Source organism: Brevibacterium sp. CSND-B09, assembly GCF_052906525.1.
The window spans coordinates 1,057,462-1,075,794 of record NZ_JBREGI010000001.1; the positions used below are offsets into that span (position 1 = coordinate 1,057,462).

Below are 18,333 nucleotides of genomic sequence, written 5' to 3' on the forward strand. Positions count from 1 at the left end.
GGAGCCGCCATGGCGATGACCGATCTCGTTCTCGAGGGCGGCGGAGCGAAGCTGCCGGGCCTGGTGGGCGCGGTCGACGCTCTCGCCGACGACGGCTACGACTTCCACCGGATCGCCGGCACCTCGGCCGGAGCCATCGTCGGTGCGCTGACCGCGGCGGGCATCGACTCGCAGACTCTGCGGCAGAAGGTCCTCGAACAGGATTTCACCGAGTTCGAGGACCTTTCTCCTGCCTTCCGTCTCGTCCCCTGGTTGGGGCGAGTGCAGGGACTGCTGCTGCACAAGGGAATGTATGTGGGGCAGGCGCTCCACGATTTCCTCGCCACGGCATTGGCCGATCAGGGGGTGCGCACATGGGGTGACCTCAAGCTCGACGATCCCGGAAGCGCAATTCCGCCGGAGCGATCGTATCGACTCGTCGTCATCGTCTCCGACGTCTCCCGGGGCCGCATGCTCCGTCTCCCCTGGGACTACGAAGAGGCCCTCGGCGTCGATGCGGACAGTCAGTCCGTCGCCGAGGCGGTGTGCGCCTCGGCGGCCAGCCCGTTCTTCTTCCGACCGCGCGCTCTGCCCGCCCGGCCGAATGTGGCCGGTGGAGACTCCGTGCTCGGTGCCGACGGCGGACTGCTCTCGAACTTTCCCGTCGACGTCTTCGACCGAAAGGACGCGCTGCCGGCACGGTGGCCGACCTTCGGCGTCATGCTCTCGGCCCGGCGGACGGCGGCCGCGGAATGGCGGCCCAACGCGACGACCTTCCAATACGCGAAGTCCCTGCTGTCAACGATGATCAACGCGCACGACCGGCGGCACATCGACGACCCTTCGGTGACCGAAAGGACGGTGTTCGTCGACACGACCGGCCACAGCAGCACGGACTTCGCTTTGACGACGGCCGACAAACTCGATCTCATCTCGTCGGGCCGAATGGCCGGAGAGAAGTTTCTGGCGCACTGGGATTGGCGGGAGTGGAAAGCGCGCTTCGACCGGAAGTGAGTGCGCGCCCATGGCCCGCGACCGATCGACGTGCAAGAATGAGGGCCCGAACCTGATTGCGAGCGAAGGAGAGATCATGAGCGAGTTCGATTCGGACGCGGCCGACCGGCTGGAAGACGACCCCATCCTCGACGATCCTGAACTCGACGATCCGACGGCCGAAGAGTTGGATGATCCCGAACTCAGCGCCGCCGAAGCCGAGGCCGACCAGGTCGACGTCGACTCCGGCATCGACGATGAGCCCGCCGAGGCGACCGTCGAGCCCGGTGCCGAAGGGCCGGAAGGCACTGGCATCGAAGGTGCCGACGATGCTCTCATCGACGACGCCGGCTGGGACGACGAGAACGAGGCTCCCAGCCTCTCCGACGAGTTCAACACCGATCAGTCACCTGCCGCGGAACAGGGCAATCGCGTCGGCGACGAGATGGTCTCCGACGATGATGACGAATTCGAAGTCGCCGAGCTCGATGGCGACGACCTCAATGTCGATGCCCTGGCCGACGACGGAACCGAAGAGGTCTCGGTCATCGACGGCATGCCCGAAGTCATCGACGACTCGTATCAGGAGGACTGAGCTCCACCCCCTCCGCTTGCGGCAGGCTCCCATGTGTTAGGACTGAAGGGGAAAGGAGTCGCCCATGCCACCCGGATCCCCGCGTCGCCGATCGACGTCCACCGCCAGCACGAACTTCGAACTCCCCCACGTCGGCACGGGTCGCCCCGTCCACCGCCTCGGCATCATCGCCACGGTCGCCACCTTCGGCGGTCTGCTCTTCGGCTATGACACCGGAGTCGTCAACGGAGCCCTCGAACCGCTGAGCGAGGACTTCGGCCTGACCGCGCTGAGCGAAGGCCTCGTCGTCGCCTCTCTCATGGTCGGCGCCGCCTTCGGTGCGGTCTTCGGCGGTCGAGTCGCCGATGCCTGGGGCCGTCGCAAGACGATCCTGCTCCTGGCCGGAGTCTTCATCATCGGCACCCTCGGTTGCGTGCTCGCGCCCGGGGCGGAGTTCCTCATCGGTGCCCGCTTCGTCCTCGGACTCGCAGTCGGCGGTGCCTCGGCGACGGTGCCCGTCTATCTCGGCGAGATCGCCCCGTCGGAGAAGCGTGGCAGCTACGTCACCCGCAATGAGCTCATGATCGTCGGCGGTCAGCTTGCGGCGTTCGTCATCAACGCCGTGATCTTCAACTTCTTCGGGCATGTCGACTCGATCTGGCGGTGGATGCTGCTCGTTGCCCTGGTGCCAGCGATCGCCCTCCTCGTGGGCATGATCTTCCAGCCCGAGAGCCCGCGCTGGCTGATCTCGCAGGGACGCACCGAGGAAGCTCTGGCCGTGCTCAAGCAGGTCCGCTCCCCCGAACGCGCCGAAGCCGAGATCGACGAGGTCACCCACCTCGCAGCCGAGGATGCGAAGGAGGCCACGGGCGGACTCTCCGACCTCGGCACCCGGTGGGTGCTGCGACTGGTGATCATCGGTGCCGGACTCGGCTTCTTCCAGCAGCTGACCGGAATCAACTCGGTCATGTACTACGGAACCCAGCTGCTCACGAGCGCGGGCCTGGATTCCGGTGTCGCCATCATCGGCAACATCGCCAACGGCGTGTTCTCCCTGGCCGGCATCTCCTTGGGCATGTATCTGCTGAATAAGCTGCCGCGCCGGGTCATGTTCCTCACCGGCTACGCCCTCATCGCGGTCTTCCACACGCTCATCGCCCTGACCGCGATCATCGTTCCGCCCGGACCGGCACAGGCGTGGACGGTGCTCGCGTTCCTCGTCCTCTTCGTCTTCTCCATGCAGGGAACGGTCGGCCCGCTGACCTGGCTGATGCTCTCGGAGATCTTCCCGATGAAGATCCGCAGCTTCGCAATGGGCATCTGCGTGTTCGTGCTGTGGATCATGAACGCCATCGTCGCCCAGTTCTTCCCGCCGCTCATCGAGGCCTTGGGCATGACGGCGACCTTCGGCATGTTCGCCGGCCTCGCCGTGATCGCCTTCGTCTTCCTGGCACTGATGCTGCCGGAGACGAAGGACAAGGACCTCGCGGAGTTCGAACGCGAATTCAAAGCCGAGTACAGACGCAGATAAGGAGCCTCCATGTCAGTCGCCGTCGCCGTCACCGACAGCCCCGAGGGCCGGCTTGCCCTCGAATCGGCCGTCGCCGAGGCGCAGAACCTCGGCACCGGGCTGCTGCTCATCAACCTCACCCTCCATGACTTCACCGAGGATGAGATCCCCTCCGGGCTCGAGATCACCGTCATCAATCGGTCCGGCCGCGGTGACCGTGACCCGGTCACCGCCGTCATCGACGAACTTGGCGTTCATACGGAGGTCGATCGCCTCGTCCTCGGTGTCCGTGCCCGATCGCGCGTGGGCAAGATGATCCTCGGGTCGGTCGCGCAGCGGCTCATCCTGCGCTCCCCCGTGCCCGTGCTCACCGTCCGGCAGGACGGGCGCTGACGGTGACTCAGCCCAGTTCGGTGAAAGCCCGGTACGAGAGCACATTCTCAGTCTCCGCCGGGGATTCGTCGGCAAGGACGGCGAGGGAGCGCAGCGCTTCCGACATCGCCGCACGGTAGAGCAGGGACCCGGTGCTGATCCGGGCCACCCCCGCCTCGGCGAGCGTCGTCCGCGAGTATCGCGGACTGGCCAGCACGTTCACCGGAACCCGGCTGCGGGCGGCGATCGCCTCGACCGTCGACAGGTCGAGGTCGCCGGGGACGAAGATGCCATCGGCTCCCGCGTCCGCATAGGCGTCGATGCGTTCGAGAACCTCGCCGAGGCTGTCCTGGCCGAGCCAGAATGTGTCGATCCGGGCGTTGACGAACAGATCCGGACACGCTTCCTTGACGGCCGCCACCTTCGCGGCGAGCGCTCCGGGTTCGCTCATCCGATTCTGCCGCGAGTCCTGGATGTTGATGCCGTCGATGATGAGTCGGCCTGTGGGGTCGGCGGCGAATGCCTCGGACACGGAGTCGACGACGGGTTCGGGACCGTCACCGTACCCGTCTTCGAAGTCACAGGTCAGCGGCTGTTCCGGCAGCGCCCGACGCAGAGCGGCGACGAGATCCGCGGTGGCGGTCAGCGTCTCACGGTCCTCATCGGCGGCGCCGATGGCAGCCGCGACGCCCAGACTCGTGGTGCCGACGGCCCGGTGCCCCGCCTCGGCGAAGAGCTGCGCACTGGCCACGTCCCAGGCGCACGGCAGGATGAACGGGTCGCCGGGAACGTGCAGTTCGCGGAAGGCGCTCGTGGTGTCGGTGGGTGCGGTCATCGTCGGTCTCCGTTGTTCGCTGTCGGATTGTTCGCTGTCGGATTGTGCGATGGGGGTCAGAGATGATCTCTCTGTGCGCTGAACACCCAGTCGAGGCGGTCGCGCCCGTCCGCGGTGATCGTCAGAGCTCGCGAGTGCGGGCTGCGCAGGATCCACCCGCGGTCGAAGAACGCGCTGCAGATGTCGTCGCCGAGGCGACCGCCGAGGTGGGAACGACGTTCCGTCCAATCGAGGCACCGGCGCACAAGGGGGCGCGACGAGGCGGTCGGTTGACCGACTTCGAGTCCGAATGCCTCTGCGAGCCCGGCCCTCCCGGATTCGGTGATGGTGAGAGACGGATCGATCCATTCTCGCTGCATCAGAGCGGAGAAGAGCTGAGTGCCGAACCGGCCTGCGATGTGCCGGTAGCAGGTGCGGGCTTCGATGAGCTGACGGTCACGGGTCTTCGCAGCCAGCGTCGGTGCTGAGGTCATCGCTTCGCCGGCCAGAGCTCCGGTGTGCTCCAGCCAGTCGGCCACGTCGGTCGAGGCGATCTGAACATAGCGGTGTCGGCCTTCTCGTCGCTCGACGAGGACGCCGTAGTCGATCAGGACGTTGGCGTGTTCGGACATCGACGACATCGGAATCGACAGGGCGCGGGAGAGTTCGGTGAGCGTCCAGGCACGGCCGTCGAGGAGGCTGGCACAGATCATCACGCGCCTCGGGTCGGCGATAGCCGACGCCAGGGCGGCGATGTTCGGTGCGGACTCCGGGAATCTCCTCGTCATGCCACCATCGTAGGGCTGTGTTGTTTCGGTGGTGCCCGAAACGTCGCGGCTGCGCGCTGTCGAGGCGAGCCCGGCGCCGCCTCGTGGATGGCCTAAGGTTGAGGGCGGAAGTTTCCGTCCGAGGTGAGGGGGCATGCGTGGCCGATACGACAGAGGGCACCGAGGCGGCCGACCGACTCGAATCCGCACTCACCGGCAGAATCGATCCCGGTACGCTCGATGAGATCGCTGGTCTGGCCCAACAGGTCCCGCGTGCCGAGATCGGACGCCTCGTCCACACCTCGACCCCGCTGCAGTCTGCGATGCTCTTCCGCGTGCTGACGAAGGAGGAGGCTCTCGACGTCTTCGAGGACCTCCCTCCGGCGTACCAGGCCGAGCTCATCGGCAATCTCCGCGAACCCGAGGTCGCCGATATCGTCGAGGGCCTCGACCCCGATGACCGTGCCGAGCTGTTCGGCGAGCTGCCCGCCAGCGTGGCCAGCCGCCTGATGAAGGGGCTGACCCCGGACGAGCGGGAGATGACGTCCGCGGTGCTCGGATACCCGAAGTCCGCGATCGGACGGTACATGTCTCCGGAGGTCCTCGGCATCCACGAGGATTGGACGGCGGCCCAGGCCATGGAGGTCGTGCGCGCCCGCATCGACGGACCCGAGACCGTCTACCTGCTGCCCGTCGTCGGTCCCGGCCGGGTGCTGCGGGGAGTGGTGTCGCTGCGCAACCTGCTTGCCGCCGATGAGGACACGATCATCGAGGACATCGTTCGTGATTCGCTGAGCACTCATGCGCTGACGGACCGTGAGGAAGCCTCGCGTGAGTTCCTCTCCCACCGACTCATCGCGATGCCGGTGACCGATCAGGAGGAGCGGCTTGTCGGCATCCTCACCATGGACGACGTCCTCGATATCGTCGACGAGGAGGACGCGGAGGACCTCGCCCGCGGGTCCGGTACGGAACCGCTGGATCGCTCCTACCTGTCCTCGACGATCATGCGTCTGGTCAAGAGCCGCATCGTATGGCTGCTCGTCCTCGCCGTATCGGCGATCCTCACCGTCCAGGTCCTCGAAGTCTATGAGGACCGGCTCGATCAGGTCGTCGTCCTCGCGCTTTTCATTCCGCTGCTCACCGGCACCGGTGGAAACACCGGCAACCAGGCGGCCACCACCGTCACCCGAGCCCTGGCCGTCGGTGAGGTGCGCGTCCGCGACCTCGGCCGAGTCATCTGGAGAGAGCTGCGCGTGGGCGCGGTACTCGGTTCCGTGCTCGGCACACTGGGCTTCGTCGTCGCCGGACTCGTCTACGGTTGGGCGATCGGCCTGGTCATCGGACTCACGCTGCTGTCGGTGTGCATCATGGCCGCGACGGTGGGAGGGCTGATGCCGATCATCGCGAAGAAGGTCGGGGCGGATCCGGCAGTGTTCTCCAACCCGTTCATCTCCACGTTCTGCGATGCCACGGGCCTCATCCTCTACTTCACGATCGCCACGACGGTGCTCGGCCTGAGCTGATGCCCCCTGTCCGACGGCCTCAGCCCGACCACGCCTCCCACAGCTCGGCGTAGCGGCCGCCTGCAGCGACGAGGTCGGCGTGGGTGCCTTCCTCGACGACCTGTCCGTGCTTCATGACGAGGATCCGGTCGGCTTTCTCCGCTTGGCTGAGCCGGTGGGCGACGATGAGCGCACCACGGCCGGAAATGGCCGCCGCGGCGGAGGATTCGAGGACATGGGCTCCGGCCGATCCCGCCTCGGCGGTGGCTTCGTCGAGGATCGCGAAGTCCGGGTCGGCGAGGAAGAGGCGGGCGAGCGCGATCGTCTGCTCTTGAACCGCGGACAGGCGGACCCCGCCCTCCCCGATCTGCGTGTCGAGGCCGTTCGGCAGGGACGTCGCCCACCCGGCGCCGACCAGGTCCACGGCATTGCGAACCTCGTCGTCGCTTGCGTCCGGACGCGGCAGGGTGATGTTGTCGCGCAGGCTGCCGGAGAAGGTGTGCACCTCCTGCGCGACCATGGCGATATGCCGGCGCAGCGCGGATTCGTCCATCGATCCCACGTCCACCCCGTTCGCCGAGGCGGCCCCGCCATCTGTGAGACGTGCCCGTCCATGGCCGGGTGCGGACAGTCCCGCGGCGATCTTCGCCAGCGTCGTCTTCCCGGCACCGGTGGTGCCGACGACGGCGATGTGCTCACCCGGCGCGATGCTCAGGTTCACCCCACGCAGCACGTGATTGTCCGTATCCGGGTCGGTGTCGTAGGAGAACCACAGGTCCTCAAGCACGAGCCACGGGGCAGCGGGTGCAGCCTGGGCCGAGCGCTTCGGCACGGTTCTGGCTTCGTCGATGACTCCGACCATCCGGGTCAGGGAGGCGCCGGCCGATTGGACCTGGTCGAAGAGTCCGACGAGGGCGCCGATGGGGTTGAAGAGGCGGTGGAAGACCAAAGCCGCCGTGGTCACGGCGCCGGCGGTGGACTCCCCGAACCAGACGAGGACGAAGCCGGCGACCAGGAGCAGAGAGAGCACGACCGCCTCGGCGCGGTTGTTGCGACCGAAGGCGCGGGTGACGAACCGGAAGACGTCGATCGACAGGTCGCGGGCATGCGCAGAGGCGGAGTCGATGCGTCGCATCTCCCCGGCCTCGGCACGATAGGCGCGCAGGGTCGCGCTGCCTGTGAGGCCGCCGAGCAGGCGGCCGGCACGCCTGCCGAAAGCGGCGCGTTCTTCTTTGTAGATGGGTTCTGATCTGGGCAGATACCAGCGCAGAGTGAGCCAGTACATCGGCACGGCGACGAGCCCGGTGAGGCCAAGACGCCAATCGATGGCGGCCAGACCGAAGGCAGAGACCACGACGACGAGGAGGGATTCGACGACGAGCGGCAGCACTTGGCCGGCGGCCTCGCCGATCTTGCGGGAGTCGTCGGCGACGCGGGAGACGAGGTCGCCGGTGCCGGTGCGTTCGATCCGCTGGGACTCGAGTGTCAGGGCTGAGTCGACGACTTCGGTACGCAGTTCGGCGACGACGGGCATCGCGATGCGGGCTAGCGCCCAGGCACCGATCCATGTGCCGGCGGCCATGACGATGCCGGCGATCGCGACGGCGATGGCGCAGACCCACACGAGTTCGGGGTCTGCTCCGGCGGGGAGTTCGTCGACGAGACGGCCGATCGCCCACGGCCCGACGAGGCCTGCCCCGGCATTGGCCAGTCCCGCGACGACGAGGAGGACGATCCAGCCGGCGCGGCGCCGCAGCAGCGGGGCCAGGTGGGCGAAGGAGCGACGCCGCGAGGCGATCGTCAGGGTGGTCTGCGGCGTCATCGGGTCACCGTGTCTCTGTAGGCCTCGGCGCTGTCGGTGTCTGTCTCGAGGAGATCGGCATGGCGGCCGATGAGCAGCGGGCCCGACGTGGGGCGATAGACGACGGTGTCGGCGGCGGCGAGGAAGGCCGGGGATGAGGTGAGAATGATCGTGGCCTGGTCTCCTCTCCTGCGGCGCAGTCGGCTGAGCCCGTGGGCGATCTTCGCTTCGGTGACCGCGTCGACGGCGGTGGTGGGTTCGGCGAGGACGAGGATCTGCGGGTCGGCGTTCAGGGCTCGAGCCAGGGCGACGCGCTGCCGCTGGCCGCCGGAGAGGTTCCCGCCGAGTTCCTGGATCCGGTAGCCGAGTCCCCCATCGACGAGGTCGAGCAGCTCGTCGACTCCCGAGGCGGCGAGCACCTCGGCCGAGATCGGTGGGTGATCGGCAGCGTCCGGATCGTCGTCGGTGTCTGTAATGTCGTCGGCGACGACCATCGTGATGTTCGATCCGATGGTGCCTTCGAACAGGTCGACGTCGTGGGGCGCGACGAGCATCCGGGCGGGGCCGAGGCTCCTGGCGTGGGAGGTCAGCTCAGCCAGCAGCATGGCTGCGTCCTCGGCGTCGTCGGAGACGATGCAGGTCAGCTCTCCCCCGACGGTGGTGAGTGCGCGGGATTCCGTGGTCGTCGGCCATCCGGTGATGGTGATTCCGGTTTCGGTGGTTGTCACGCTCGGGCGGATATCGGCGGCATCACGGGTGGTGGGGGCCGCCTCGGCGCTGGTGTCCGTCGCATCGCCGGTGCCAGCTTCAGCATCGATGCTGGTCAGCAGGCGGGCGATCCGTTCGGCGGCGCCGTGGGATTGGGCGAAGAGGCCGACGATATCGGCGAGTGCGCGCATGGGCTCGGTGAGGAAGGCGGTCATGCCGAGGATGCCGATCAGCGCGCCGACGCTCATCTGACCGTCGATGAGGCGCAGGCCCGCGACGATGAGGACGATCGCCAGCACCGCGGACATGACGAGTGCCCCGAGCCCGGCCAGGCGTCCGGTTTTCTCACCTGTGGCGACGCCGGCTTCGGCGGCCGCATCGGAGGTGGCGCGGTAGCGACGGACCGCCCACGGCTCGCCTCCCATCGCTTTGATCACGCGCAGTCCGTGCATGAGGTCAGACGCCGAGCGTCCGGCGGAGGCGACGGCTTCGAGCTGCGCGGTCGCGCGCGCGGAGACGGACCGGCCGGGCAGGGCGACGATGATCAGGCCGACGGGTACGGCGATGAGGACGACGAGTCCGGTCACGGGGTCGGCGATGAGGAGGAAGACCGCGGCGGTGATCATGCCCAGCACCGAGGCGATGCCGCGTCCGGCCTGTTGAAATGCGGTGGCCGCGGTGTCGGCATCCGCAGACGCGATCGACAGAACCTCGCCCGAGGTGCGGTCGGCTGGAAGGCTCGGGGCGGTCAGCGCCGCGTGTGTGATCTCGACACGCAGGGCGTGGGCTTCGTGCTCGCGGGCGGAGTTGCACAGACGTGCACCGAAACGGTAGCCGAGGCTGAGCACTGTGAAGAGGAGGCCGAGGCCCATGATGGAGATGACGAGAGCCGGGATCGACAGCGGGATGATCGCCCGGTCGACGATGATGCCGATCGCCACCGGCACGAGCGCTTCGCAGACCTGCCAGATCGACAGGGCACCAGCTCCGCCGAGCAGGGGACGGATGCGCCGACGGGCGGCTCGGCGCAGCATCTGCGCACCGGTTTCAGGGGTCTTCGGCACGAAGGCTACCCTAACAAATTCAGTGGTGCGGTGGCGGCTCGGGTGGACAGCTGACTGCCAGGGCGGAAATCTAGGATGGCTTCATGACTTCTCCGATGGACTTCGGCATTCCCGATCTCACAGGGCGCACGGCCCTCATCACCGGCGCGAACAGCGGACTCGGCCGGGTGACTGCCCGGGTTCTCGCGGGCCGCGGTGCCCATGTCATCTTGGCCGTCCGAAACCGCGCGAAGGGTGAAGCCGCCGCGAAGACGATGTCCGGGAGCACGGAGGTGCGCGACCTCGACCTCGCCGATCTGTCCTCGGTGCGCGACTTCGCTGCGGACTTCACCGATCCGGTCGATCTCCTCATCAACAATGCGGGGATCATGATCCCGCCCCTGTACCGGACCGTCGACGGATTCGAATCGCAGTTCGGGACGAACCACCTCGGCCATTTCGCCCTGACGAACCTGCTGCTCCCGCAGGTGCGCGAGCGCATCGTCACCGTCGCCTCCATCGCCCACCGGTTCGGCACGATCGAATTCGACGACCTCCAGTGGACCGGCCGATCGTATCGGCCGATGGCCGCCTATGGTCAGTCGAAGCTGGCTAACCTGCTCTTCACCTCTGAACTCCAACGTCGGCTGTCCGAACAGTCATCCTCGGTGATCGCGACGGCCGCCCATCCGGGGATGGCGGCGACGAACCTCTTCGGCTCCAGCGACGACAACTCTTTGGACGCGCGAGTCAGCCGTGCGTTCACCCGAGTGGTCGCTCAGAGCGAGCAGAACGGGGCACGGCCGATCCTCTGCGCCGCCGTCGCCGATCTGCCAGGTGGCAGCTATATCGGCCCGACCGGGGCGTTCGAGATCCGCGGCAAGCCGGGGTTCGCATCCCGTTCGGCGAAGTCCACCGACACCGAGGTGGCCCGCCGACTGTGGGCGGTGTCCGAAGAGCTGACCGGGGTCGGCTTCCCGGAACTGTGAAGATTGCAGATGCCTGCGGTGACTAAGGTGGATTCATGACGACTCTGCGCAATGTGCACATCATCGATGTCGACACCGCGGCCATCGGCGATGCCGTCGACATCGACTTCGCCGATACGATCACGACGATCAGTCCTGCCGAGGACCCGTCTGCGGAGTCGAACGGTTTCGTCCTGCCGGGACTCATCGACACCCATGTGCACCTGAAATCGCGGGAACCGCTCGTCGGTGCTCTTCGCTCGGGACTGACGACGCTCGTCGATCTCGGGACGCATCCGGACTCGCTTGTCGAAGATTTCCGGTCCGACCACGGAATTCCGGGGATCGTCAGCGCCGGATCGGCCGCCTCGGCGCCGGGGAGCTCACAGATCGAGGTGATGGGATTCCCCGTCGGATCCGGTGTCACCGGACCCGACGATGCTGACCGTTTCCTTGACTGGCGGGAGGCCGGCGGAGCCGATCTCATCAAGATCATCATCGAGGATCCGGACGCCACCGAGGTGCCCGCGCTCGATATTCCGACGCTGCGGACGCTCGTCGACGGAGCCCGCGGCCGGGGCCTGCTCACCGTCGCCCATGCGGTCACTCCGGGGGCGTTCGATCGCGGCCTCGAGGCCGGTGTCGATGTGCTCACCCATGTCCCTTTCGGGGCACGGCTGAGCGAGGCGACGATCTCTCGGATCGTCGAGACGGGCACCATCGTCTCCCCCACCTTGGTGATGATGCGTGCGATTGCCGACGCCCGCCTCGGCGAGCATGCCGATTCCGCGTTCGCTCTCGCCCTGTCGAATGTGCACGCCCTGCATGCGGCGGGGGTGCGGATCATTGCGGGCACCGATGCGAACGAGACGCCGTTCGCGCCCGTGCCCCACGGGGCGTCGCTGCACGGTGAGCTCGGCTACCTGATCGACGCCGGGATGACTGCCGCCGAGGCGGTCCGGTCGGCCACCTCGGGCGCAGCCGATGCGCTCGGGCTGAGTGACCGGGGGCGGATCGTCGAAGGCGGTCGTGCGGATCTGCTGGTCCTCGGGACCGATCCGCTGGCTGACCTGGAAGGTCTGCGCACCCCCGCCGAGGTGTGGGTCGGCGGGGTGCAGGTCAGCGACTGACCTGGGGCGGGCTGCCGTCGGGGCGGATCAGCTCAGCGGAAGGCCTGCCGGCCGGTGATGTGGCGGCCGAGGATGAGGGTGTGGACCTCGTCGGTGCCTTCGTAGGTGCGCACGGATTCGAGGTTGTTCGCGTGCCGCAGCGGTGAGTATTCGAGGGTGATGCCGTTGCCGCCGAGCATCGTCCGGGCCTCCCGGCAGATGGCGATGGCTTCGCGGCAGTTGTTCAGCTTGCCGACGGAGATCTGCACGGGGTCGAGGGTCCCGGTGTCTTTGAGTCGTCCTGTCTGGATGGCCAGGAGCGTGCCCTTCTGGATCTCGAGTGCCATGTTCACCAGCTTCTCCTGAGTGATCTGGTAGGCGGTGAGCGGCTTGTCGAACTGGAGGCGGTTCTGTGCGTAGTCGAGGGCGACTTCGAAGGAGTCGCGGGCGGCCCCCATGGCGCCCCACATGATTCCGTACCGGGCCTCATTGAGGCAGGAGAACGGCCCTTTCAGTCCCGTGACCTCGGGCAGGACCGCCTCGGCGGGCAATTTCACGTCCTCAAGGTCGATATCGCACTGGATGGAGGCCCGCATCGACAGCTTCTGCGTGATCGGGGTGGCGGTGAATCCGGGGGTGTCGGTGGGCACGAGGAAGCCGCGGATGCCGTCGTCGGTGGCGGCCCAGATGACGGCGATATCGGCGATCGAGGCCAGACCGATCCAACGTTTGGCACCGTTGAGCGTCCAGGATCCGTCGGCGCCCTGGGTGGCGGTGGTGGCCATCGAGGCGGGGTCGGATCCGGCGGTGGGTTCGGTCAGTCCGAAGCAGCCGATGATCTCACCTTTGGCCATTCCGGGAAGGTAGCGGTTCTTCTGCGCCTCGGAGCCGAATTTGTGAATGGCCGACATCGCCAGCGATCCCTGGACGGAGACGAAGGTGCGCAGTCCGGAGTCGCCGGCTTCGAGTTCGAGGGCGGCGAGACCGTATTCGACGGCGGAACGCCCCGGGCAGCCGTACCCCTGCAGATGCATGCCGAGGAGGCCGAGCTCGCCCATCTCACGCACGATCTCGGTCGGAAAGATCGCGCCTTCGTACCATTCGGCGATGTTCGGGCGGATCCGCTCGTCGACGAAGCTGCGGACCTTTTCGCGCAGCGCCAGCTCGTCGTCGGTGAGGAGTCCGGCGAGGTCGAGCAGGTCGGAGGGGTCGGCGGTGGTGGCAGTCATGGAGGTCTCCTTGGGGTTCGAGTTCGCTTTCAACAGTGCCATCGGAATTACTCAGAGTCCAAGAGGTAATATCAAGGTGATTAAGCGTATATTCTTATCAATCCGGTCAGTGGGGGCATGACATGGAGTTCAGGCAGGTCACTGCGTTTCTCGCCGTCGCCGAGGAGCTGCATTTCGGGCGGGCCGCGGAGCGCCTGCACATCGCGCAGCCCGCGCTCAGCCAGATGATCCGCGCGCTCGAACGCGACCTCGACGTCGATCTGTTCGAGCGGACGACCCGGCGGGTCCGACTGACGCCGGCGGGTGAGGCGCTGCTCGAACCAGCTGCGGCGATCGGGACTCAGGTGGACGGTGCCCGGCGCATCGCCCGGGCCGCTCAACAGGGCCTGGCGGGCCGGGTGCGCATCGGATTCGGCGGCACGAGCGGCTACTCCATCCTCTCCAGACTGGCCCGCGAGGTCGGCGAACGGCACCCTGGCATCAGCCTCGACCTGCAGCCGCAGATGTACTGCGGCGAAGCCGCGATCGCCCTGCGCGACGGGGAGACGGATCTCGCGATCATCAGCCCGCCGGTACCGGCCGGTGTCGAGGTCCACGTCATCCGACAGGAGAGCGTCATGATCGCCATGCCCTCGGGGCATGAGCTGGCCGAGCGTGAGTCGGTGAGCATGGGTGAGCTCGCCGGTCAGCCGTTCATCTCCTATGCCCCGTCGCACGGATCGCAGGTCAGAGAGGTGATGATGCGGCTGGCCGACGACGCCGGTTTCCTTCCGCAGGTCGTCCAGGAGGCACCGGATCCTTACAGTCTTCTGGCGCTCGTCGGCGCGCAGGTCGGCATGGCCGTCGTCGTCGAGTCCTCGGATCACATCCGCATCGACGGAGTGCGCTATGTCCGCCTCGACGAGGGCGGAGATTCGTTCACGCTCGCCCTCGGCTGGCGCCGGAACAACCCATCGGAGGCGCTGGCGAGGGTGCTCGACATCGTACGCGAGCTCTTCCCCTCCCCTATTACTACCTGACGGCGGCCCAGCAACCTGGCGCGAGGTTGCTGGGCCCCCGTCAGGTAGTTCTGAGAGCGCGAAGTTGGTGCGGAATGAGTGAGAGACTATGGGGATGGTGCATTCGACCGATCTTTCGGACTACGCCGCAAAGATGCGGCGGTTGGCTCATTCAAGTACCGATCTCGAGGTCGACGCCCGGTTCATCGACATGATTGTGCCTCGCAAATCAACGGTCCTTGACATCGGCTGCGGCATCGGCAGTGCGGTCGCGGCACTGCGCAGAGCCGAACACCGGGCATTCGGCATCGACCCGAATCCCGAGGTGCTGCAGGTGGCGAGGGAGCTCTTCGACTCTGTTTGGTTCCGGCAGTTGTCAGCGACAGACCTGTCACCCGGAACGATGCCAGATCATCAGTTGCCGAAGCGCTTCGATCTCATTCTCATGTCAGGCAATGTGCCGGCTTTTCTGACTCGAGTGGAGCTCGCAAGGGCATTCGCCACTGCCGACGAGCTGCTGGCACCTGGCGGTCGCCTCGTTGTCGGAACAACGACCCACCGACGAGGCGGTCCTGTCGATCTCGATCACTGCGCGGCCGGAACATCACTGAGACTTGAGCATCGTTATGGAGACTGGCACCTCGGCGCATTCGACTCCGACTCACCGTGGTCGGTCAGCGTCTATTCGGCCCTAGGTACCCGCCGCACAGCTGACGGCCCCGACGGCATTCACGCATTACCACCCGAATAGCCCTCCCAGAACTACCTGACGGCGGCCCAGCAACCTCGCGCGAGGTTGCTGGGCCGCCGTCAGGTAGTAATTACCAGGAGATGACTTGGGGGATGCTCACGTGCTTGAGGCCCTCGAGACCGAATTCGAGACCGAAGCCGGACTTCTTGACCCCACCGAACGGCACGCGGGGGTCGACCGCGCCGTGCTTGTTGATCCACGTGGTTCCCGCCTCGAGACGGGCCGCGACCTGTCGGCAGGCGTCGAGGTCTGTGCCCCACACCGAGGATCCGAGGCCGACTTCGAGCTCGTTGGCCCATTCGACGGCCTGGTCGAGGTCGGTGTACTTGATGATCGGCAGGACCGGCCCGAACTGCTCCTCGGCCACCAGCGGGTTGTCGTTGTCGATGTCGGCGACGAGGGTCGTCGGGTAGAAGTAGCCGGGCTGATCGGCGACGGGATCGCCGCCCATGAGCACGCGCGCTCCCCCGTCCTTGGCTGCGTCGACAAGGCGAGCGACGATGTCGTACTGCTGCTTGTTCTGCAACGGCCCCAGCACATTCTCCTCTTCCAGCCCCACACCCATCGGAGACTGTCCGGCCACCTCGACGAGGGCCTGGCAGACCTGATCGTAGAGCGATTCGGGGACATAGAGCCGCTTCATCGCAGCACACGTCTGTCCGGTATTGATGAACGCGCCCCAAAACAGGTCTCCCGCGATCTGGGCCGGATCGGCGTCTTCGAGGATGATGCCTGCGTCGTTGCCGCCGAGCTCGAGGGTGATGCGGGCGAGGTTGTCCGCGGCGGTGCGCATGATCGCCTGTCCGGTCTTCGTCGACCCGGTGAACATGATCTTGTCGACATCCTCGTGGCTGGTCAATGCAGCGCCCACAGAACCATCACCGGGAACGACGGAGAGCACATCGGCCGGCAGCACCTGGTTGACCACGGCCACGAGCGCCTGCACGGACAGCGGCGTGTACTCCGAGGGTTTGAGGACGACGGTGTTTCCCATCTTCAGAGACGGCGCGAACTGCCAGACGGAGATCATCATCGGCCAGTTCCAGGGACCGACCGCACCGACGACGCCGACGGGTTTGTAATGGAGTTCAGCATGGGTTTCGCCGTCGTCGACGAGGACCTCGGGTTCGAGTTCGAAGGACGCGTTCGCACGCAGCCAGGCCGCGCAGGCACCGACTTCGAAGCGGGCGTTGGGTCCGTTGAGGGGTTTGCCCTGTTCGCGTGAGAGCAGCTCGGCCAGCGCCTCGGCGGAGGCTTCGATGGCGTCGGCTGCTCGGTTGAGCAGGTCGCTGCGCTCCTGGGAACTGCGCGCTGCCCAAGCAGGCTGAGCCCGGCGCGCTGCTGTCATCGCAGCGTCGATCTCTGCCGGTGTGCCTTCGTGGGTGCGGCCGACGACCTCACCGGTGGCGGGGTCGTGGATCTCGCGTCCGGAGGGGTCGACGATGGCGGCGAGAATTCCAGCGGTGGTGGTCATTTCGGTGGCGGTTGCCTCGGCGGTCATGGTGCTCCTTTGATCGGCGACCGGGTGGTCGGCGGCGGTTGGTGTGGTCATTTTCTGGCGGTGTGTACGGCTGTTTCAGGCGGTCGGGACGCCTACGTCATCCCAGGGAACCACCCGAACCGATTCCTGCATAGAGATTCAGTGACGACGAGCGGAGGACGATGGCCCAGATCGTGCCGATGAGCCCGGGGACGAGAACGATGGCCGGCAGCAGCCAGGACAGGACCGTGGTGCCCTCTGCGCCGATGAGAACGTTGAAGTTGATGACGATGGCGACGAAGAGGACGAGGAGTCCGATGGCTGACAGGCCCGGGGCGATCGCGCGGGTCCACAGCGAATACTCCCCCGACTTCGTGCGCAGGAATCCGACGACGGCGAGCGCAGTCAGCGCCATGAGCAGGACGAGTCCGAAGGCCCCCATGTTCGTCAGCCAGGTGAAGAGCGTGACGACAGGGAACAGCGGGTCATCGCTGCCGGAGCCGACCACGGCGAAGACGAGGATGATGACGAGTGCCAGTCCCGACTGGGTGAGGGAGCCGGCCACGGGCGCACCGGTGCGCCGCGAGGTCCTGGCCAGCGACGATGGCAGAACCCGGTCTCGACCAAGGGCGAAGACGTAGCGGGCGACGATGTTGTGGAAGGCCACGAGCGCGGCCAGCAGCGAGGTGAGGAACAGCAGGTTGCCGAGGTCGACGAACCACACCGGGGCGTGTTCGCCGAGGAAGACGAACATGAGGTCGGGCCCGAATTCCTGGGACCGGCCGATGACCTTCGAGGCCCCTTCGCCGACGACCATCGCCCAGGCTGAGAACGCGTAGAACACCGCGATGATGCTCACGGCGATGACGGTGGCCCGACCTGCCGTGCGACGAGGATCTTTGACCTCCTCGTTATAGATGGCCCCGGATTCGAAGCCCATGAAAGCCGCGATCGAGAATGCCAGGGCCGCGCCGACTCCAGGGGCGAAGAGCTGATCGAAAGCGAGCCCGTCGCCGGTGATGCCCTCGGGGCTGTGCGCGAGTCCGATGATGTCGAAGACGATGACGACGAGGAACTCCGCGCCGACGATGATGCCGAGCACCTTCGCGGAGAAGTCGACGCGCAGCACTCCCATGATGCCGACGATGACCCAGGCGATGAGGGCGCAGACCCACCAGGACCAGGAGATGCCGAAGAGAGTGTCGAGGAACGAGGAGAAGACGAAGCCGAACATTCCGGCGATGCCGATCTGCATGGCGTTGTACGCGACGAGCGCGGTCATCGCCGCTCCCATTCCGGCGGGCTTGCCCAGCCCTTTCGAGATGTAGGCGAAGAAGGCCCCGGCGTTGTGGACGTGGCGGCTCATCGCCGCATAGCCGATGGCGAAGAGGATGAGAATGATCCCGAGGACGACGAATGACAGCGGAATCCCCACCAGGCCGGTGACAGCGAAATTGCTGGGGACTCCGCCCGCAACGACGGTCAACGGCGCCGAGGCGGCGATGATCATGAAGACGAGCGCGGGGATTCCGATGCGGCGGGCATCGAGTGAGGCCGTGGCCGAGGGTGCCTGCCCGACGTCCGTGGAGGCCCGATCGGCGGCATTGCCGATCGGGGAACCCAGGCCGCCTTTGGCCGGGTCCGAGCTGAGAGTGCTCATGTGATCCACCTAACAGTCAAAGTGATTACTGCCAGTGTGGGTGCCGCCTGCCGATCGCGTCTTGGCTTTGCA

The 18,333-nt window shown here is 66.6% G+C and carries 16 protein-coding genes; 9 read left to right on the plus strand and 7 right to left on the minus strand.

All coding sequences use genetic code 11. The features are described 5' to 3' along the window. Window positions 1-9 precede the first annotated feature (9 nt). The 4 genes from ACU4IU_RS05060 to ACU4IU_RS05075 all read left to right on the plus strand — a co-directional run bounded on the left by ACU4IU_RS05060 (window position 10) and on the right by ACU4IU_RS05075 (window position 3,449). On the plus strand, window positions 10-993 hold the full coding sequence (locus ACU4IU_RS05060; RefSeq protein ID WP_446656030.1) for a patatin-like phospholipase family protein: 984 nt from the start codon (window positions 10-12) through the stop codon (window positions 991-993). A 76-nt stretch (window positions 994-1,069) separates the two neighbouring features. Continuing rightward, window positions 1,070-1,567, plus strand: a complete 498-nt coding sequence (locus tag ACU4IU_RS05065; protein WP_446656031.1) for a hypothetical protein — start codon at window positions 1,070-1,072, stop codon at window positions 1,565-1,567. Window positions 1,568-1,631: 64 nt separating this feature from the next. Continuing rightward, window positions 1,632-3,077 carry a sugar porter family MFS transporter gene (locus ACU4IU_RS05070; RefSeq protein WP_446656032.1) on the plus strand — a complete coding sequence of 482 codons (1,446 nt, stop codon included), beginning with the start codon at window positions 1,632-1,634 and terminating at the stop codon, window positions 3,075-3,077. A gap of 9 nt (window positions 3,078-3,086) precedes the next feature. Then, the gene (locus ACU4IU_RS05075; protein WP_139907044.1) at window positions 3,087-3,449 is read left to right on the plus strand and encodes a universal stress protein; all 363 of its coding nucleotides are present in this window, start codon (window positions 3,087-3,089) and stop codon (window positions 3,447-3,449) included. 7 nt (window positions 3,450-3,456) lie between these two features. On the opposite strand, the gene ACU4IU_RS05080 is transcribed toward ACU4IU_RS05075, so the two are convergent. Together ACU4IU_RS05080 and ACU4IU_RS05085 are read right to left on the minus strand one after the other, a co-directional pair. After that, the gene (locus tag ACU4IU_RS05080) at window positions 3,457-4,263 is read right to left on the minus strand and encodes an isocitrate lyase/PEP mutase family protein (protein ID WP_446656033.1); all 807 of its coding nucleotides are present in this window, start codon (window positions 4,261-4,263) and stop codon (window positions 3,457-3,459) included. Window positions 4,264-4,319: 56 nt separating this feature from the next. Beyond that, complete coding sequence (locus ACU4IU_RS05085) at window positions 4,320-5,030, minus strand: ArsR/SmtB family transcription factor (RefSeq protein ID WP_446656034.1); 711 nt, start codon at window positions 5,028-5,030, stop codon at window positions 4,320-4,322. 137 nt (window positions 5,031-5,167) lie between these two features. Here ACU4IU_RS05085 and mgtE point away from each other — a divergent pair, with 137 nt between their 5' ends. After that, on the plus strand, window positions 5,168-6,535 hold the full coding sequence (gene mgtE / locus ACU4IU_RS05090; RefSeq protein WP_172175214.1) for a magnesium transporter: 1,368 nt from the start codon (window positions 5,168-5,170) through the stop codon (window positions 6,533-6,535). A 19-nt stretch (window positions 6,536-6,554) separates the two neighbouring features. Here the strand turns inward: mgtE and ACU4IU_RS05095 are convergent, their stop codons facing one another. Together ACU4IU_RS05095 and ACU4IU_RS05100 are read right to left on the minus strand one after the other, a co-directional pair. Continuing rightward, a complete protein-coding gene (locus ACU4IU_RS05095; protein WP_446656035.1) occupies window positions 6,555-8,336 on the minus strand; it encodes an ABC transporter ATP-binding protein in 1,782 nt (593 codons plus the stop codon). Then, window positions 8,333-10,087: an ABC transporter transmembrane domain-containing protein gene (locus tag ACU4IU_RS05100; RefSeq protein WP_446656036.1), complete on the minus strand. Its 1,755-nt coding sequence runs from the start codon at window positions 10,085-10,087 to the stop codon at window positions 8,333-8,335. Before ACU4IU_RS05100 ends, ACU4IU_RS05095 begins: the two co-directional genes overlap by 4 nt. Window positions 10,088-10,170: 83 nt before the next feature. Here ACU4IU_RS05100 and ACU4IU_RS05105 point away from each other — a divergent pair, with 83 nt between their 5' ends. Together ACU4IU_RS05105 and ACU4IU_RS05110 are read left to right on the plus strand one after the other, a co-directional pair. Continuing rightward, complete coding sequence (locus ACU4IU_RS05105; protein ID WP_446656037.1) at window positions 10,171-11,055, plus strand: oxidoreductase; 885 nt, start codon at window positions 10,171-10,173, stop codon at window positions 11,053-11,055. Between the two features lie 35 nt (window positions 11,056-11,090). After that, window positions 11,091-12,164, plus strand: a complete 1,074-nt coding sequence (locus ACU4IU_RS05110) for an amidohydrolase family protein (RefSeq protein WP_446656038.1) — start codon at window positions 11,091-11,093, stop codon at window positions 12,162-12,164. Between the two features lie 32 nt (window positions 12,165-12,196). Here the strand turns inward: ACU4IU_RS05110 and ACU4IU_RS05115 are convergent, their stop codons facing one another. Beyond that, entirely contained in the window at window positions 12,197-13,372 is a 1,176-nt protein-coding gene (locus tag ACU4IU_RS05115) for an acyl-CoA dehydrogenase family protein (RefSeq protein WP_446656039.1), read from the minus strand. 122 nt (window positions 13,373-13,494) lie between these two features. Here ACU4IU_RS05115 and ACU4IU_RS05120 point away from each other — a divergent pair, with 122 nt between their 5' ends. Both ACU4IU_RS05120 and ACU4IU_RS05125 read left to right on the plus strand, forming a co-directional pair. After that, window positions 13,495-14,391, plus strand: a complete 897-nt coding sequence (locus ACU4IU_RS05120; protein WP_259356925.1) for a LysR family transcriptional regulator — start codon at window positions 13,495-13,497, stop codon at window positions 14,389-14,391. 94 nt (window positions 14,392-14,485) lie between these two features. After that, window positions 14,486-15,121 carry a class I SAM-dependent methyltransferase gene (locus ACU4IU_RS05125; protein ID WP_181272251.1) on the plus strand — a complete coding sequence of 212 codons (636 nt, stop codon included), beginning with the start codon at window positions 14,486-14,488 and terminating at the stop codon, window positions 15,119-15,121. Window positions 15,122-15,191: 70 nt separating this feature from the next. Here ACU4IU_RS05125 and ACU4IU_RS05130 read toward each other — a convergent pair whose 3' ends face one another. Then, complete coding sequence (locus tag ACU4IU_RS05130; RefSeq protein WP_446657576.1) at window positions 15,192-16,595, minus strand: aldehyde dehydrogenase family protein; 1,404 nt, start codon at window positions 16,593-16,595, stop codon at window positions 15,192-15,194. A 124-nt stretch (window positions 16,596-16,719) separates the two neighbouring features. Then, window positions 16,720-18,111: an APC family permease gene (locus ACU4IU_RS05135; RefSeq protein WP_446657577.1), complete on the minus strand. Its 1,392-nt coding sequence runs from the start codon at window positions 18,109-18,111 to the stop codon at window positions 16,720-16,722. Window positions 18,112-18,333: the final 222 nt, after the last annotated feature.

Coding starts and splice junctions, on each gene's coding strand:
- ACU4IU_RS05060 (WP_446656030.1), top strand. CDS start 10: ATGGCGATGACCGATCTCGTTCTCGAGGGCGGCGGAGCGAAGCTGCCG.
- ACU4IU_RS05065 (WP_446656031.1), top strand. CDS start 1,070: ATGAGCGAGTTCGATTCGGACGCGGCCGACCGGCTGGAAGACGACCCC.
- ACU4IU_RS05070 (WP_446656032.1), top strand. CDS start 1,632: ATGCCACCCGGATCCCCGCGTCGCCGATCGACGTCCACCGCCAGCACG.
- ACU4IU_RS05075 (WP_139907044.1), top strand. CDS start 3,087: ATGTCAGTCGCCGTCGCCGTCACCGACAGCCCCGAGGGCCGGCTTGCC.
- ACU4IU_RS05080 (WP_446656033.1), bottom strand. CDS start 4,263: ATGACCGCACCCACCGACACCACGAGCGCCTTCCGCGAACTGCACGTT.
- ACU4IU_RS05085 (WP_446656034.1), bottom strand. CDS start 5,030: ATGACGAGGAGATTCCCGGAGTCCGCACCGAACATCGCCGCCCTGGCG.
- ACU4IU_RS05095 (WP_446656035.1), bottom strand. CDS start 8,336: ATGACGCCGCAGACCACCCTGACGATCGCCTCGCGGCGTCGCTCCTTC.
- ACU4IU_RS05105 (WP_446656037.1), top strand. CDS start 10,171: ATGACTTCTCCGATGGACTTCGGCATTCCCGATCTCACAGGGCGCACG.
- ACU4IU_RS05110 (WP_446656038.1), top strand. CDS start 11,091: ATGACGACTCTGCGCAATGTGCACATCATCGATGTCGACACCGCGGCC.
- ACU4IU_RS05115 (WP_446656039.1), bottom strand. CDS start 13,372: ATGACTGCCACCACCGCCGACCCCTCCGACCTGCTCGACCTCGCCGGA.
- ACU4IU_RS05120 (WP_259356925.1), top strand. CDS start 13,495: ATGGAGTTCAGGCAGGTCACTGCGTTTCTCGCCGTCGCCGAGGAGCTG.
- ACU4IU_RS05125 (WP_181272251.1), top strand. CDS start 14,486: ATGGTGCATTCGACCGATCTTTCGGACTACGCCGCAAAGATGCGGCGG.
- ACU4IU_RS05130 (WP_446657576.1), bottom strand. CDS start 16,595: ATGACCACCACCGCTGGAATTCTCGCCGCCATCGTCGACCCCTCCGGA.
- ACU4IU_RS05135 (WP_446657577.1), bottom strand. CDS start 18,111: ATGATCATCGCCGCCTCGGCGCCGTTGACCGTCGTTGCGGGCGGAGTC.